Genomic DNA, 16,241 nt, shown 5'->3' on the forward strand with positions numbered 1-16,241 from the left:
CGAACCGGCCGGCCATCGCGCGAGCCGGTGATCATCGAGAAGGCGAGCTCGCGGCAGCACGCATCAACGCCCCGCGCTCCCGGGGCTCGATGATCCCGGCGTCGCGCAGCTGCTCTGCGACCTCAGCCACATGCCGGACGAACTGGCCGTGGCTACGCCATTCCTCACCGTCGAGAATGTGATCGTTGATGGTACAGACACCCGCTAGGGTGTGGTTCGGCACTCCGCTGTCCACGCCGTTGATGACGACGGTATCCCGGGTGTCCTCGTCCTCGCAGATCGGCATCGCGAGCGGTCCGCCTACCACAGGAAGTTCCAACGACGAGGCGGCGAGGTCGACGGTGAGTTCCGTTCCGGGTTCGGGCCGCAACGTGTACTCGCGATCACTGGAGAAGATCATGAGCCCGAGTTGCTGTCCCTCACTCACGATCTTGTCCGTCGCCTGCAGGTCGAAGGTCACCTCGTAGAACGTGCCAGGCTCGAGCTCCTCGCCGGCGGTCAGCGAACTGTGATTCTGCGGGTCGGCCCAGCCCCGAGTCACCACGCTGGCGGTGCTGAGCGGCGATCCCGTCCACGGCAGGCGTACCAGCATCGCCGAAAGATTGGCCGCCGGTGCGCTGGACGACACCCGCACTGTCAGGGTCGGCGATCCGGACAGGTGCAGGTCCTCGCCGAGTTCCGGGGTGGTGTAGAGCAGACGATGATCCGAGGAATCTTCCTGGGCGAGCTCGCCAGCCAGGTGAGACCAGTCGTCTTCCAGCGTCTCGCTGGTCTCATCCGGTAGCGCGAGGGACGTCAGGCCGCCCTCGGTCTCGCCGCCCCGCTGCACGTTGAGCGTGACCGGCGACGAGTCCGGGTTCGGGTAGTCGTCGTACGGGGTCGTGTCGAACCGGTCGGAACCGTGCGCGATCTGCACCCGCGGGTCGTTCTCGACGCCGTTCTCGTGTCCCCAGAGGTATCGGGTGAACCAACGGTTCATCATCTCGTGCGGTGGTGGACCTCCATGACCTCCCTGATGAAAGTACGCCTGCACCGGCGTGCCCCGCTCGCGGAGCGCCTTGTAGAGCTGAGTCGCCTGCTCGGGCATGACGTTCCAGTCGTTGAAGCCGTGTGCGAACAGCGTCGCCGCTGTGATGTCCGCGGCGTTGCTCACGTAGCTTCGCTCACCCCAGAACTCGTTGTAGTCGCCAGTGGTGCGGTCCACGCCCGCCATCAGCTCGGCATCGCGCACGGTGTCGTTGCAGTAGTCACGACGTTCCGGAAAACCACTATTGATGAAGTCATAGAGAACATCGGCGTCCTCACCGCGCCATGTTCCTTCCGGGGAGATGCCACCGCCGGGGTGCCTGATCGCGCCGTTGGAGCGGTAATACTCATACCACTCCGAGATCGCGGCTACCGGAACGATCGCTTCGAGGCCCTCGACACCCGTCGCCGCCGCGGCGATCGGCAGGGTTCCGTTGTACGACGTCCCGGTCATTCCGACCTTGCCGGTGGTCCAGTCGGCGACGATCTCCTCGTCGCCGTCGACGCTGGTGTAGCCCTTGGCGCGGCCGTTTAACCAATCGACGACCGCCTTGGGAGCGAGCGATTCGTTAACACCACCGATCGTGGGGCATCCTTGCGACAAACCGGTACCGGGCGAATCGGAATGCACGACGGCGAAGCCACGCGGAACCCATTCCTCGACATGGCTGTTGGAGACTGACGTGCGGTCGGGACGGTGCGGAATCTCCGGTGCCGCCTTCCTGGGTGGCGGTTCCGCCCCGATCTCGTGCTGAACGTCCCAGAACCAGGTCAGCTCCGAATCGACGGACGCCGTTCCCGCGTAGTAGGGGCTCGTCTCGTACACGACGGGAACGTCCAGATCTTCGGTGTCGGTCTGCAGTGGCCGGGTCACGTCAACGTGCACGCGATCCAGTTGGCCGTCACCGTCGCTGTCCGACTCGGTCTCGACCCAGAGCTGTTCCCGGATCCACAGGTCGGGGTCGGAGAACTCGGGAACCACCTGGGCCTGACCGTCCTCGAAGATCGGCCCGGCATCGGTCGACTCCGATGCGCTCGATGTCGCATGAGCCGTTGCGACGACGGTCACGGCGAGTACACCTGCCGCGGCTCTTGCCGTGATGCGACGAACCCTCTGACGTCGGCCGTCTTCCGCCATGGCCTCCCCTTTGCTCGGTACGCGCATCCGCCCGCTAGGCACCTTTCGCTCTCGAGTCGTTGCGAGCAGCGACCCGGAGTTTGGCGAAACGTTACCGATATCCGGTTTGCCTGTCATCAGACAGTCGTAGCGGATTCTCCGCTCTTGTCCCGACATCACGACGACGGATGACCCGATGATCCGTCAACGGTGGTGGGCACATGGCCGGCCACCGTTAGCGGGCGTTCCGAAGGGGGTAACGAACAGTGACGAGAGAAAGAGTCGATCGTCTCCACTACGGAGACTTCACCACGGAGACAGGGACAGTGATCTGGTATGCCAGTGAGAGAGACCTACGTGGGACCCCCGCTGATTCGGTGGGGCGCCGTCATTGCTGGCACGGTTATCGGCCTGGCCGTCATGGTCTTGCTCTCCACACTGTGGGTGGCGTGGGGTGAAGGGGGCGACGTCAGTTCCATCGCGGACAACTTGCACTGGTACGCATTCGCGTCGGCGGTGGTCGCTCTCTTGATCGCCGGCATTCTGGCTGGAGGGCTCTCCGGCATTCCCGGGCCGGGGGCTGGCCTCCTCCATGGAATTACCGTCTGGGGGATCACGCTCGTCGTGGCCGCCATCTTTCCGATTCCGCAGACCCTCAGGCTGTTCGACACCTTTACCACGCCGCTCCCGCAGATCGGCGACGAAGCCATGTGGGCGACGTTCTGGTCACTACTCATCGGCCTCGCCGCTGCTGGCGTGGGCGGAATCATCGGCGGCGCGCTGGCAGGCCCGGACGAGACCATGCACAGGGCCGACGAGTCCCGGAGCTCGGAGACCACAAGCGCCGGTGAGTCGTGACTCGTCCGGGCCTCGCTGCGCGGACGCCAGAAGCGAAGACCGGACGAGTCACCACAGGGGAGGGGCTGGCGTACGCCGCGCTCGTCGCGGCGAGCGCGCTGTACGCCAGCCGTCCTAGCCGGCTTCGCGCATGTTCTCGTAATCGTCGCGTGCGGCTTCGAGCAGCGCATGCCACGACGTCACGTTGGGACGTCGACGCAGGAGCGCCCGGCGCTCACGCTCGGTCATGCCACCCCAAATACCGAACTCGGTCCGGTTGTCGAGTGCATCTGCAAGGCATTCAGTACGCACCGGGCAGCCGAAGCAAACGGCCTTCGCGCGATTCTGCGCGGCGCCCGGCACGAACAACTCGTCAGGCTCCGTGTCCCGGCAAGCGGCCTGAGTCAGCCAATCCTTGACCAGTGTCATACCGTAACCACCCCCGTGAACTGGGCAATGTCTGGAATCAATCGCCCGTTTACCCTCATGCGTTGACGCTATGCAAAGTTGATAGTCACAGACTAGACCTGATCGCACCGAATGGAATCATCCACATGGACCATTGCTTCCAAACGTATATATGTGATATCGCGCGAGCGTGCGAGCGTATTTGTCTTGTCGGCGACAGAGGTTAGGCTGCTCCTATGTCGTTCGATCCCTCCGCCATCGCTGCGAACATCCGTAGGCTCTTCCTCGTCATCGGCGTCAGCGCCCTGTGCGGCATTCTCATGGCCGGCCTGGCACTACCCGTCGTGGGCGCCCTCGGGCTCAGCGCCCGAGAAAGTGCCAACGCGTTTCGCAACATGGAGTTCGACTTCGAGCCGGGCCAACTGTCCGAGACATCCGAGGTCGTCGACGAATCGGGGCGGACGCTCGCGACGTTCTTCGAGGAGAATCGTGAGTACGTGGAGCTGGACGACATCGCCGACGTCGTCGTCGACGCGACGCTAGCTGTCGAGGACGATCGATTCTTCGAGCGAGGCCCCATCGACTTCCAGGGAACGCTGCGGGCCCTGGTCAGAAATCTCCAGTCAGGCGAGACCGAAGAGGGCGGCTCGACCCTGACGCAGCAGTACGTCAAGCAGGTCCGCCTCTCCCAAGCCGAAACGGCCGAGGAACGAAATGAGGTGCTGGCCAGCACCGGTGTCGAGGGGTACCGGCGCAAGCTGGAAGAGCTGCGCATGGCGGTCAGCGTGGAGAAGGAGTACACCAAGGAGGAGATCCTCGAGCGCTACCTCAACATCGCCTACTTCGGCTCGCGCGCCTACGGGATCGAAGCGGCCGCGCAGACGTACTTCTCCACCAGTGCCTCGGATCTCACCCTCGAAGAGGCTGCCTTGCTGGCGGGAATCGTGCAGAGCCCGAACCGACACGACCCAAACCGCAACCCGGAGGCCGCGCTCGGCCGCCGGAACGTCGTGCTTACTCGCATGGCCGACACTGGGATGATTTCCGAGGAGGAGGCAGCCGAGGCGCGCCAGACCGAGATCGAACTCGATCCCACCGACGTCTCGAACGGCTGCGTCGACTCCTGGGCGGGCTTCTTCTGCGACTATGTGGTCAACGAGATCCGTACCATGGAGGAACTCGGAGAGACACCGAAGGATCGTGAGTACGCACTCTACAACGGCGGCTTGACCGTGGAGACCACGATCGATCGCGACGCGCAAGAGGCTGCTGACGACGCCGTCTCCGACTACGTCGCCGCTACCGACGAGGCGGTCGGCTCGCTGGCATCGGTCGAACCCGGCACGGGATACGTGCGCGCCATCGCCAACTCGCGCGAATACGGTCTCGAGGGTGAGGGAGTCAGCAACATCAACTACGCGGTCAACCGCGACATGGGCGGCGGCGCCGGAATGCAGCCGGGCTCGTCGTTCAAAGCCTGGGTGCTCGCGGCTGCCATCAATCAGGGCATCAGTCTCGACACGTCGATCGACTCGCCGGCCCAGATGAACATTCCGGAGGACAACTTCTCCACGTGCGAGGGCACCTACCGGAGCAACGGTTCCTGGAGCGTCGGCAACTACGACGACAGCGGCGGCAGCTTCAATCTCCGCTCGGGGACCGAACGTTCTGTGAACACCTTCTATGCCCAGCTCGCCGAGCGGACCGGGCTGTGTGAACCCGCCAGAATCGCGCAGGATGCGGGGGTTACCCGTGCCGACGACGGCGGCGATCTGCAGCAAGTGCCATCATTCCCGCTCGGCGTCAACGAGGTCTCCCCCCTTGCCATGGCCGGCGGGTACGCCATGTTCGCCAACCGTGGAGTGTTCTGCGAGCCTTCTGCGGTCCTCACCGTCAAGGACCGCGACGGTGAGACGTTGGTCGACCATTCCGACCCGGATTGCGAGCGTGTCCTCGAAGAGCCCGTCGCCGATGCCGTCACCTCGGTTCTCGAGGGCGTCGTGCACAACCCCGGTGCCACGGGAAATCGCATGCAGCTCGAGGGTGGGCGCCGCGCCGCTGGAAAGACCGGAACCACGAACGATTCCGTTTCCGTCTGGTGGGTGGGGTTCGTGCCGCAGCTGTCCACTGCCGTCGCGGTCGCCGACGTCGAAGCCCCACAAGAGTCCCTGAGCGGGAACACGTTCAACGGCCAGAGCATCGATCCTTGCGGTGGCTGCATCCCGGGCCCCATCTGGAAGCAGATGATGGATGAGACGCTCGAGGGTGAATCGAATGAAGACTTCAACGAGCCCGACAGCAGCGTCATCGAAGGTGTCAGCACCAGCGTTCCGGACGTTCGTGGCATGGATGCCGACGACGCGATGGACGCATTGGGCGACGCGGGTTTTTCCGCGTCCGTAACGGAGCGGATCAATTCTGACTTACCCGAGGGCCAGGTGGTCCGAACCGATCCAGGTGCAGGCTCCGATGCCCCGTCAGGAACTGACGTTCGATTATATGTGAGCAACGGCGTGCCACCTGGCGGCGACGATGACGACGACGATGATGACGATGATGACGACGACATTCCGGGCGAACGGCCGACGTTACCACCGGATCCGCCCGGCAATGACGATGACGACGATGATGATGACGACGACGGCTGGAGCTGATCCGGCCGCCGTCAACACGCCAGAACGTTCCGGCGTATGAGGTTCAGGGAGACACATCTGCTCACCGACGCGGGTTACGCACCGGTGAGGAGATGCCCCACGTGCCGGACGTCGTCGAGATCATGCACGTCACTGGCAAGCGCGCGCACCCGGGCTACCGGAACGTCGGGATGAGCGGCGAAGAAGCGTTCGCCCAGCCAGCGGTCACGTGCGGCAGCGGCCACGTTGTCGGCATGGAGCCGTAGCAGCGCAGCGGCGAGATCGTGCCCGCCTGCCGTTTCCAGACGTTCGGCACCGGCGATCGCCTGCTCCTCGCTGATCCCGCTTCCATCACTCACGTGGAGCCGGTTCAGCACGAGTCCGGCCAGCGGCATGCCGTCATCGGAGAGGCGATCGACGAAATACGACGCCTCTCGCAGCGCGTCCGGCTCTGGTGCAGCTACGACGAAAAACGCGGTCTCTGGGCGTTTGAGCAGGGCGTACGTTTTCTCAGCTCGTTCTCGAAAGCCGCCAAACATCGTGTCGAGCGCGTTGACGAACGTCTGTACGTCACGCAGGAGCTCGCCGCCGAGCACCTTCGTCAATGCTCCGGTCACCACGTTGAATCCGGCCTGGAAAAACTTTCGGTACGCCTTGCCTCCGGCACGGGCCGGTCCCCCCAGTAGCCGGATCAACCGGCCATCAAGAAACGATCCCAACCGTTCCGGCGCGTCGAGGAAGTCGAGTGCGGAGCGGGAGGGTGGCGTGTCGACCACGATGAGGTCCCACTGGTCGCGCCGGCGCAACTGGCCGAGTTTTTCCATGGCCATGTACTCCTGCGTACCGGCGAAGGACGACGAGAGCGTCTGGTAGAAGGGGTTCGCGAAGATTTGTCGGGCACGATCCGGAGTGGTGTGAGCTTCGACGACCTCGTCGAACGTCCGCTTCATGTCCAGCATCATCGCGTCGAGCTGGCCGCCAGCGGTCGTGTCGATGTCCGGCACCTGCCGGGGGGTGTTGTCGAGCTCCGCCAGTCCGAGCGACTGCGCGAGCCGGCGCGCGGGGTCGATGGTCAGCACGACGGTCCGCCGGCCGCGTTCGGCCGCACGTAGCCCCAGAGCGGCTGCCGTCGTGGTCTTGCCAACGCCGCCGGACCCGCAGCACACGATGATGTGGGTGCGGCGGTCGTCGAGGATGTGGTCCACGTCCAGGCGTGGGCTCCGCCGGCGCGCTGTCACGCGGCCCCCTGCTCGCTCAGCGTCTCCGCGAACTCGTACAACGCCGTCGGGTCTATACCAGCAGGCAGGTGGGGCAGGTCATACATGGGCCGGTCGAGTCTCATGAGATCCTTGCGGGCGTCCTGTTCCAGGTCCAGCCGGTCCGCATGTTCGGCTGCCTCCGTACAAAGCTGATCAACGAGCGCGGCATCGTCCGGCAGCGCCGCGGCTCGCAGGCCCGCCGCCACATCGTCGCGGTCGAGTTCGCCGCGCTGTGCCGCGACACGGTGTTGCCCGGCAAGATGAGGGCGGCGCACCTGGTTCACGATCACGGCTCCGACCGGAATCTTGACTCGCTCCAACTCGCCTATCGCGTCGATGGTTTCCTGCACGGGCATCTCTTCGAGCAACGTGACCACGTGCACCGCGGTGCGCGGGCTGTGCAGCCACGCCGTGATCGAGCTAGCCTGCCGGTGGACCGGGCCGACCCGGGCAAGGGACGACACCGAGGTCGTCACGTCCAAGAACCGGGTGATTCGGCCCGTCGGGGGAGCGTCAAGAACCACCGCATCGTAGACGTACTCGCCATTCTCCCTCGTGCGCTTCACCGCCTCATAGGTCTTTCCGGTCAGCAGGACATCTCGCAATCCGGGGGCGATCGTCGTGGCGAACTCGACGAAACCGACCCGGTCGAGGGCACGGCCAGCCCGTCCGAGCCGGTAAAACATGTCGAGATATTCGTGCATCGCTTCGCGCACGTCGATCGCCAGACCGTGGACCTCGCCGCCACCGGGAGCCGTCGCAATCCGGTGCTCGGCGTAGGTCAGCGGGGCGACGTCGAAGAGCTGAGCGAGACCTTGCCGTTCCTCGACCTCCACCAGAAGAACGCGGCGCCGGTTGCTGGCCAGGGCAATGGCCAGTGACGAGGCCACCGTCGTCTTGCCAGTTCCGCCCTTGCCGGTCACCACGTGCAGCCGGACGCCTTCCCAGTCACCCATAGATGCACAAGCGTACGAAGCGATGGCGTCACGAGCGACCCACCCCTCCCATGATCATGAACACCTATCGGCCTATGTGGCCGATTTGTGTTCATGATCATGGGTAGTGGGTGGTGTTATTTGACGTCCAGGTCTCGCTGCCGGAATCCGTACAGACCCAGCGCGATCAAGACGGCGGCCACCGCCGTCAGGATCAGCAACGGCGTCAGCCTGAAGTCATCCGACGGCATCTGCGGGACGTGACCAAACGGCGACAGGTTGTTCAACCAGTCCGGGAACTGGAACAGCCCGCCCAGGTAGATCACGATGATGCCGTAGACGGGAATGACCCATGTCAATACCACCGCGCGAGGCAGCCAGCCCAGCAATGCGACGGCGACTCCGATCGTCAGCCAGAGTGCGGGCACGTAGGCGAGCGCACCTGTGGCGAGGCGACCGAACAGCTCGCCTTCACCGACCGATGCCGCACCCGCGGCACCGAAGGCCACGGCGATCGCCAGGAGCATGACGACGCTGCCGCCGATGGCCACCGCAACGTGACTGCCGAGCCAGCGGGTCCGGGACGCCGCCGTGGACAGGACCGGCTCGGCACGTCCACTCGTTTCTTCACCACGTGGACGTTGCATGGCGAGCACCACGTAGATCGACGCGATCAGCGCCATGATGGTCAGTATCGTGGCGCCGAATGCCTCGATGGCCGAGCCGGCCATGCCCTCCAGCATGTCCTGATACGCGTCGAGGTCCTCCACGAGCTGTTCCGCACTACCCAGGACCGAACCGTACGCGAGCCCCAGCAATGCGACGGCCACACCGAATCCGATCATGAGTCCCCGGTGCAAGCGCATGGCAAAGCCGATCGGGGTGACCAGGGCACGCGAGGCCACCGGCGTACCCGCGCGGCTCGCCCGCAGCCCTGAACCGACATCACGCCGGGTGGACAGGTGGTAGGCGACACCGGCGAGCACCACAGCCACGACGACGAACAATAGCGGCCACCAGCGATCCTCGACGTAGACCCGGGTCTCCTGTGCCCAGCCGAGCGGCGAGAACCAGTTCAGCACGTTCTCGCCCACGTCGCCCATGGCACGCAGGGCATACGCGGCACCGAGGACGCCGAACGCCATTCCCGCGGCCCCGCGCGAATACTCCGTGATCTGGACCGTAACGGCCGCGACAGCCGCGAACGCCATGCCGACGACGACGTGCCCCGCGCCGTACAGCCACGAGCCCGGCCAGTCGATCGTGGGAACGCCCATGGCCCCGAGCCCGACAGCCATGAGCAGGCCGATCCCGAGGTTGGCAATGCCGACGACGGTGAGCGCCGCGGTCAGATAGGCGTGCCGGCCGACAACGTTCGCCCGCACGAGCTCGGCCCGGTTGGCTTCCTCTTCGGCGCGCGTGTGCCGGACCAGCAGCAGGATACTCATGATCCCTACGGCGATAAGCGTGGACCAGAACATCTGCTGGCCCATCAACGCGCCGTACGTCGTGGCTTCGACGCCCGCGTAGTTGACCCCCGCCATGGCGATCATCGCGGGGCTGTCCAGAGTCTGGGCGATCTCCCGAAGCTCGCCGGCAGTGCCGTACGTCTCTTCCCAGCTGCCGTTGACCGAGAGGGTCAGCAGGACGATCACGGCCATCCACACCGGGATCCGGATCCGGTCCCTGCGCAGCATGAACCGGACGAGCATCCCGGTTCCGGCCAGCGTGTTCTGCCGGTCCGGCGTCCCTTGCTCCGCACCACGAGATACTGCCGTGCTCGTCGTCATGTCGTCTCTCCCGCTTTCCCACGAGATGCGGCATGCCGGCCACTGCCGTTGCTCTGGAGTTCGTCTCCGTAGTGCCGCAGCATGAGTTCCTCCAGCGTCGGCGGGTGACTGGTGAGTGCCCGGATGCCGAACCGGGTGAGCTGGCGCACGACACCGTCGAGGTGCTCGCCGTCGACGGCGAACCGCAGCCGGCCGTTCTGCGCCTCCAGGTCGTGAATGCCGGGCAGCTCCTCTAGCCCCGACGCAGGCTCGGCGGTCTCGACCTCGACCGTCGTCCGGGTGAGGTGACGCATTTCGGTGAGCGTGCCGGACTGCACGACCTCGCCCTGGCGGATGATGCTGATCTTGTCACACAGTTTCTCGACCTGGGCCAGGATGTGGCTGGACAGCAGCACGGTCCGGCCCTCGGCTTTCGCCTGCCGGATGAAGTCCTGAAAGACGGTCTCCATGAGGGGGTCGAGGCCGGCGGTGGGCTCGTCCAGGATCAGCAGCTCGACATCGGAGGCGAGCGCGGAGATGATTGCGACCTTCTGGCGGTTGCCCTTCGAGTAGGTACGCCCCTTCTTGGATGGGTCCAGCGCGAACCGCTCGATGAGTTCTTCGCGGCGAGCCTCGTTGAGCCCACCCCGAAGCCTGCCTAACAGGTCGATGGCTTCGCCACCGGTGAGGTTCGGCCACAGCTCGACATCCCCTGGCACGTACGCCAGCCGCTTGTGCAGCGCCACGGCGTCGGTCCAGGGATCGCCATCGAGCACGACGGCCCGGCCGGAGTCTGATCGGAGCAAGCCCAGCAGCACCCGGATAGTGGTCGACTTGCCAGCGCCGTTGGGTCCGAGGAAACCGTGTACTTCACCGGTCTCCACGTGCAGGTTCAACCCGTTGAGAGCGCGCGTCTGGCCGAAGGTCTTGACCAGGCCAGTCACATCGATCGCTGTAGTCATGCCGATCAATGTACACTCTATTCACAATTTCATGAAAGATATGAACCATGTTATTCTCGCTTCCTGAGACAATGGCGAAAACGGTCGTCGCCGTACGAATGTGATGAGATCGCTTCAGCATTGGGGGTTCGGGGTTGTCGTCGTCGCCAGATGACCAGCGAGCCGACACCGCGCTAGAGAACGCATCGGATGGCGCCGACAGCGATGCCGTCCTGAGGTTCGTGGAACGTTTCGCCCTCGTTCTCACCGAGGTAGGGCTGAACCGCATGGCAGCGCGCGTCTTCGCCTACGTCCTGGCCGACGACTCCGAGAGCTACACGGCGCGCGATCTGGCCGAGGGCCTTCGAGTCAGTCCAGCGGCCATCTCCGGGGCCGTACGCCCGCTCGTCCAATCCGGCCTCCTCGCCAGGGAGCGTGCCCCCGGAGCCAGAGTCGATCACTACCGCGTCTACGACGACGACATCTGGGCAGCGATCATGATGCAACGGCAGCCCGTATTCGATCGATACGAGGAAGTCCTGGTCGACGGCGTCGAGAATCTCGGCCGCGACACCCCGGGGGGTCGGCGGCTGGAGGAGACCCTGGAGTTCTTCCGGTTCGTCAAGCAGGATCAGGCCCAGTTCCTGGACCGATGGAAGGAACATCGGAGCAGGTGGCTGATGGAGAAGCGGGGCGAGGCCGGCGGACTGTGAGCGTACCGGTTCGGACCACGTCACCATCCAGCGCCAGCCACGTGCACCACCAGGAGCACCGGTTCGATCGATAGGATGACGCGGCAGACAACGCCACAGGGAGTTGCTATCTCGTGGAACCCGCCTACATCCTGATGCCGTTCCTCGGCGGTCTCCTCGCCATGGCAGTACGGTTACCCCCGCTGGTCGGGTTCCTCGCCGCCGGGTTCGCGCTCAACGTGATGGGCTACGACGCTATCCCGGCGCTGGACACCATTGCCGATCTCGGCGTCACCCTGCTGCTGTTCACCATCGGCCTCAAACTCAACGTCCGGACGCTGATCCGTGGTGAGGTGTGGGGAACCGCATCGCTGCACATGGTCACGTCCACAGCGCTGTTCGTCGGCATACTCACCGCGCTCAAGCTCGCCGGGTTCTCCGTGCTGCACGGCGCCGGCTGGCATAACCTCACCGTTCTCGCGTTCGCACTGTCGTTCTCCAGCACCGTCTTCGCCGTGAAGGTCCTCGAAGAACGCAGTGAGAGCCGCTCCCTCTACGGCCGGACAGCCATCGGCGTCCTCATCATGCAAGACATCTTCGCCGTGGTCTTCCTCACCACCTCCACCGGCGAACTTCCCAGCCCGTGGGCACTCGCGCTCCTCCTGCTGATCCCCGCCGCCCCCTTCCTGCGTGCCTTGCTGCCTCGCGTGGGCTATGGCGAGATGCAGATCCTCTACGGTGCCGTGCTGGCCCTTGTCCTCGGCTATGCCCTGTTCGAGCAAGTCGGGATCAAAGGCGACCTGGGCGCCCTGATCGTCGGGATGCTCCTTGCGCCTCATCCGGCAGCGAACGGCCTGTCCAAGGCGATGTTCAACATGAAGGAGCTCTTCCTCGTCGGCTTCTTCGTCTCGGTCGGCCTCACCGCGCTCCCCACGTGGGAAATCGCTGCCCTCGCGGTCATCCTGGTCGTCCTCGTTCCACTCAAGGGCCTCCTCTTCCTGCTGCTCTTCTCCGGCTTCCGGCTCCGCCATCGGACATCGACCCTGGCCGCACTCAGCCTGAGCAACTATTCCGAGTTCGGTCTGATCGTCGCGGTGATCGCCGCCAGCAACGGCTGGCTCGACGACGAATGGCTCATCGTGCTGTCGCTGACCGTGGCCCTCAGCTTCGTCGCGGCAGCGGTGTTGAACACGACGAGCGGCAGCATCTACGAACGTGTCCGCAAGCGGCTTCCCCAGCGGAGTGCCGATCAGCTACATCCGGACGATCGGCCCATCGAGCTCGGCGACGCGCGGGCCATCGTGCTCGGCATGGGCCGGGTCGGCCGCGGCGCCTACGACCGCCTGTCGACGCACTATGGCCTGCCGGTTCTGGGGATCGACACCGATCCGGACAAGGTTGCCGAGCTCAGGTCCCTCGGGTACACCGTGGTGGAAGGTGACGCCGTCGACACCGACTTCTGGGACAAGGTCCTGCTCTCGGACACGATCGACCTCGTGCTCCTGGCGATGCCGCATCACTCGGGCAACGTCTTCGCGCTGGAGCAGCTCCACGATCGGGCGTTCACCGGGCACATCGCGGCGGTGGTCAAGCACATGGAGGAGATGGATCTACTCACCCGCCGTGGCGCCGACGCGGTGTTTCACCTCTACGACGAAGCGGGTCTCGCCCTCGCCGACAGCGCCGCGGACGTCGCCGGCCTGCCGCCGAACGAACCGGCATAGGTGCGCCACCGGTTGACGATCACGCGGCCCGGGTGAATGGCTCCTCCCACTCGAGGTCCAGGAGCGTATCGAGGATTCGCTCCACGCTCGGGAGATAGTGATGTTCGTATGCCGGAGGGGGATATGGAATGTCGAGCCCGGTGACCCTGCGAATCGGCGCGGCCAGGGAGTAGAAACAGTGCTCGTGCGCCAGCGCGGCGATCTCGGCCGCCGGTCCGGCGAAGCTGGGAGCTTCGGTGACCACGACGCCACGACCCGTCCGGCTGATCGAGTCGATGATGCTCGCCTCGTCCAGGGGAACGAGCGTGCGAAGGTCGAGAACTTCCACGTCGAGGCCGAGTTCCGCCGTCGCGGCGTCGGCGGCTTCGAGCGCCAGCGGCACGCTCGGCCCGTAGGTCATCAGCGTGACGTCGGATCCGGGCCGCCGGATCTCTGCCCGGCCCGAACCTGGCGCACTGGCTGGAAGGTCGATCTCGGCGGTACTCCAGTACAACCGTTTCGGCTCGAAGAAGACCACGGGATCGGGATCGGCGATCGCCTCACGCAGCAACACGTAGGCGTCGGACACGGTTGCCGGCGTGCTGACTTTCAACCCCGGCACCTGGGCGTACAACCCTTCCGAGGAATCGCTGTGGTGTTCCACACCGCCGATACCGCCCCCGTAGGGGACGCGGATCACGATCGGTGTTTGCACCGCACCTCGCGTGCGGTTACGCAATTTCGCGACGTGTGACGCGACCTGCTCGAAAGCGGGGTAGGCGAAGGCGTCGAATTGCATCTCCACCACCGGCCGCAACCCCTGCATCGCCATGCCCACGGCCACGCCGACGATGCCGCTTTCGGCAAGCGGGGTGTCGAAGCATCGATCCGGACCGAATTCCTTCGTCAGCCCGTCTGTGACGCGGAAGACGCCACCCAGCGTTCCCACGTCCTCGCCGAACACCACCACGGAGGGATCCGCACGCATCGCGTCACCCAGCGCCCGATTCAGCGCCTGCACCATCGTCACCATGCGACTCACCCCTTATTCGGCCGCCAGCACGTCGGCACGCTGACGCATCAACCGCTCGGGTGGGTGGGCGTACACGTGCGCAAACACGTCGTCGGCCCCTTCACGCACATCGCCCGCGAGCCCGTCACGGATCCGCTCGGCCAGGGACTCGCTTTCTTTGGCCACCGCGTCAATGTCGTCTTGCACCAATGCACCGGTGTTCACCAGATACGACTCCAGCCGCGACACCGGATCGCGCCGCTGCCACACGTCGACCTCACTCGCCTCCCGGTATCGCCGGTCGTCGTCGGCGTTCGTGTGCGCGGCCATCCGATATGTCAACGCCTCCACCAGCACCGGAGCTCGCTCGGCCCGCGCATACCGGACGGCGTCCGCAAGCATTGCCGTGACCGCTACTGCGTCGTTGCCGTCGACCCATTCACCGCGCACGCCGTAACCGACGCCCTTCGACGCCAGCGACGGCGCATGCGTCTGGATCTCCAGGGGTACCGAGATAGCCCACCGGTTGTTCTGCACGAGGAACACCACGGGAACCCCGAACACCGCCGCGAAGTTCAAGGCTTCGTGAAAGTCACCTTCGCTCGTTCCACCGTCACCGACGAATGCCATGGCCACCACGTCCTCGCCGCGCCGTCGGGCAGCCCACGCGACGCCCACGGCGTGGGGCAGATGTGTGGCCAGTGGCGTGCACTGGGGCGCCACACGTGATGCCACGGGGTCGTATCCGCAGTGCCACTCGCCCCGCAGGAGCGACAGCGACTCGACCGGATCGATCCCGCGCACGACGAGCGAGACGGTGTCCCGGTAGGTGGGGAACAACCAGTCCTCGCTGCCGAGGGCCAAAACACCACCAACCTGACAGGCTTCCTGCCCGCGCGACGACGGATACACGGCCAGCCGGCCTTGTCGTGCGAGGGCCGACGCTTCGGTGTCGAACCTGCGCCCGATGGCCATCCAGCGATAGGTCTCCAGCAGGGCCTCATCGGTCGGTATCGCGAAGCCACCCCGCTCGTCCTCCGGCCCGAGACGCCCGTCCTCGTCGAGGAACCGCACCGGTACCGGTGACGGCAGCAGACGTGTCGTCGACGTCTCATGATGATCGGCCGACGTGCGCATGACGCTCACCACCCTCGAAATGCATCGACGGATGAGCCGATCGACGAATGATCTCGTGATTCCGGATTTCCCGTGGAGAATCCCCGAGAGATCACGAAAGATCCTCGATCTCCGCTCTTGACTTCAAATCGTGCGCTCGATGGGATGGACTTCTCTACATTCGCGGCAAATCGCTGACAAACGGCCGAGGAGATTGGTCATGGCTGACCGAAAATCTCGTGGTGAGGCACGTCACACGTGGCGAACGGGCCAAATGTCTCCGAGCAAACTCGACGACATCGACCACTCGATACTGGCCGAACTGCAGCGTGACGGGCGGATGTCCATCCGGACGCTTGCCGAACGCGTCCACGTGTCTCGCGCGAACGCTTATGCACGGGTCAACCGGCTGCTGTCCGATGGAGTGATTACCGGATTCGCCGCGATGATCGATGCCGAGCGTGCCGGCCTGGGCACCAGCGCCTACGTCTTGCTGTCCATCCAGCAGAACACGTGGCGGGAGGTGGCCGCGGCACTGAGTACGGTCCCGTACATCGAGCACTACGCATTGGTCGGGGGTGATTTCGACGTCCTCACCCTGGTGCGAGCGCCGAACAATGCCGAGTTGCGCCACGTCGTCCTCGAAAGGCTCCACGAGGTTCCCGGAGTGCGCAGTACACGCACCTGGTTGATCTTCGACGAACACGACGGCGCGGGCGCTATGTGGGACGACGAATCTCGCTGACCCCGAGTGCGCCGGGCGGCGAGACGATCCGTAGGGCGCGCCAGTAGG

The 16,241-nt window shown here is 65.0% G+C and carries 13 protein-coding genes; 5 read left to right on the forward strand and 8 right to left on the reverse strand.

What is annotated here, in order from left to right; all coding sequences use genetic code 11:
• Positions 1 to 31: 31 nt before the first annotated feature.
• Positions 32 to 2,164 (reverse strand): Xaa-Pro dipeptidyl-peptidase, encoded by a 2,133-nt coding sequence (locus DPM12_RS02580; RefSeq protein WP_112257093.1) that lies wholly within the window; start codon positions 2,162 to 2,164, stop codon positions 32 to 34.
• A 315-nt stretch (positions 2,165 to 2,479) separates the two neighbouring features.
• On the opposite strand from DPM12_RS02580, the gene DPM12_RS02585 reads away from it, so the two are divergent.
• Complete coding sequence (locus DPM12_RS02585; protein ID WP_112256732.1) at positions 2,480 to 3,001, forward strand: hypothetical protein; 522 nt, start codon at positions 2,480 to 2,482, stop codon at positions 2,999 to 3,001.
• A gap of 114 nt (positions 3,002 to 3,115) precedes the next feature.
• Here the strand turns inward: DPM12_RS02585 and DPM12_RS02590 are convergent, their stop codons facing one another.
• On the reverse strand, positions 3,116 to 3,409 hold the full coding sequence (locus tag DPM12_RS02590) for a WhiB family transcriptional regulator (protein WP_112256733.1): 294 nt from the start codon (positions 3,407 to 3,409) through the stop codon (positions 3,116 to 3,118).
• A 215-nt stretch (positions 3,410 to 3,624) separates the two neighbouring features.
• Between DPM12_RS02590 and DPM12_RS02595 the strand changes: the two genes are divergently transcribed.
• The gene (locus DPM12_RS02595; RefSeq protein ID WP_112256734.1) at positions 3,625 to 6,042 is read left to right on the forward strand and encodes a transglycosylase domain-containing protein; all 2,418 of its coding nucleotides are present in this window, start codon (positions 3,625 to 3,627) and stop codon (positions 6,040 to 6,042) included.
• Positions 6,043 to 6,116: 74 nt separating this feature from the next.
• On the opposite strand, the gene bagB is transcribed toward DPM12_RS02595, so the two are convergent.
• The 4 genes from bagB to DPM12_RS02615 all read right to left on the reverse strand — a co-directional run bounded on the left by bagB (position 6,117) and on the right by DPM12_RS02615 (position 10,946).
• Complete coding sequence (bagB, locus tag DPM12_RS02600; RefSeq protein ID WP_112256735.1) at positions 6,117 to 7,259, reverse strand: ArsA family ATPase; 1,143 nt, start codon at positions 7,257 to 7,259, stop codon at positions 6,117 to 6,119.
• Positions 7,256 to 8,236 (reverse strand): ATPase BagA, encoded by a 981-nt coding sequence (gene bagA / locus DPM12_RS02605; protein WP_112256736.1) that lies wholly within the window; start codon positions 8,234 to 8,236, stop codon positions 7,256 to 7,258. Before bagA ends, bagB begins: the two co-directional genes overlap by 4 nt.
• Positions 8,237 to 8,352: 116 nt before the next feature.
• Complete coding sequence (locus DPM12_RS02610; RefSeq protein WP_112256737.1) at positions 8,353 to 10,005, reverse strand: ABC transporter permease; 1,653 nt, start codon at positions 10,003 to 10,005, stop codon at positions 8,353 to 8,355.
• The gene (locus DPM12_RS02615) at positions 10,002 to 10,946 is read right to left on the reverse strand and encodes an ABC transporter ATP-binding protein (protein ID WP_112256738.1); all 945 of its coding nucleotides are present in this window, start codon (positions 10,944 to 10,946) and stop codon (positions 10,002 to 10,004) included. Before DPM12_RS02615 ends, DPM12_RS02610 begins: the two co-directional genes overlap by 4 nt.
• Positions 10,947 to 11,080: 134 nt before the next feature.
• Between DPM12_RS02615 and DPM12_RS02620 the strand changes: the two genes are divergently transcribed.
• Entirely contained in the window at positions 11,081 to 11,638 is a 558-nt protein-coding gene (locus tag DPM12_RS02620) for a GbsR/MarR family transcriptional regulator (RefSeq protein WP_211658277.1), read from the forward strand.
• Positions 11,639 to 11,751: 113 nt separating this feature from the next.
• Positions 11,752 to 13,341: a cation:proton antiporter family protein gene (locus DPM12_RS02625; RefSeq protein WP_112256739.1), complete on the forward strand. Its 1,590-nt coding sequence runs from the start codon at positions 11,752 to 11,754 to the stop codon at positions 13,339 to 13,341.
• 19 nt (positions 13,342 to 13,360) lie between these two features.
• Here DPM12_RS02625 and DPM12_RS02630 read toward each other — a convergent pair whose 3' ends face one another.
• Positions 13,361 to 14,353, reverse strand: coding sequence for an alpha-ketoacid dehydrogenase subunit beta (locus DPM12_RS02630; RefSeq protein ID WP_112256740.1), 993 nt, complete (start codon positions 14,351 to 14,353; stop codon positions 13,361 to 13,363).
• A gap of 12 nt (positions 14,354 to 14,365) precedes the next feature.
• Entirely contained in the window at positions 14,366 to 15,469 is a 1,104-nt protein-coding gene (locus DPM12_RS02635) for a thiamine pyrophosphate-dependent enzyme (RefSeq protein WP_112257095.1), read from the reverse strand.
• A gap of 253 nt (positions 15,470 to 15,722) precedes the next feature.
• Between DPM12_RS02635 and DPM12_RS02640 the strand changes: the two genes are divergently transcribed.
• Positions 15,723 to 16,193 (forward strand): Lrp/AsnC family transcriptional regulator, encoded by a 471-nt coding sequence (locus DPM12_RS02640; protein WP_112256741.1) that lies wholly within the window; start codon positions 15,723 to 15,725, stop codon positions 16,191 to 16,193.
• Positions 16,194 to 16,241 lie beyond the last annotated feature (48 nt).

The organism is Phytoactinopolyspora halophila (assembly GCF_003287285.1).
Lineage (GTDB): Bacteria > Actinomycetota > Actinomycetes > Jiangellales > Jiangellaceae > Phytoactinopolyspora_A > Phytoactinopolyspora_A halophila.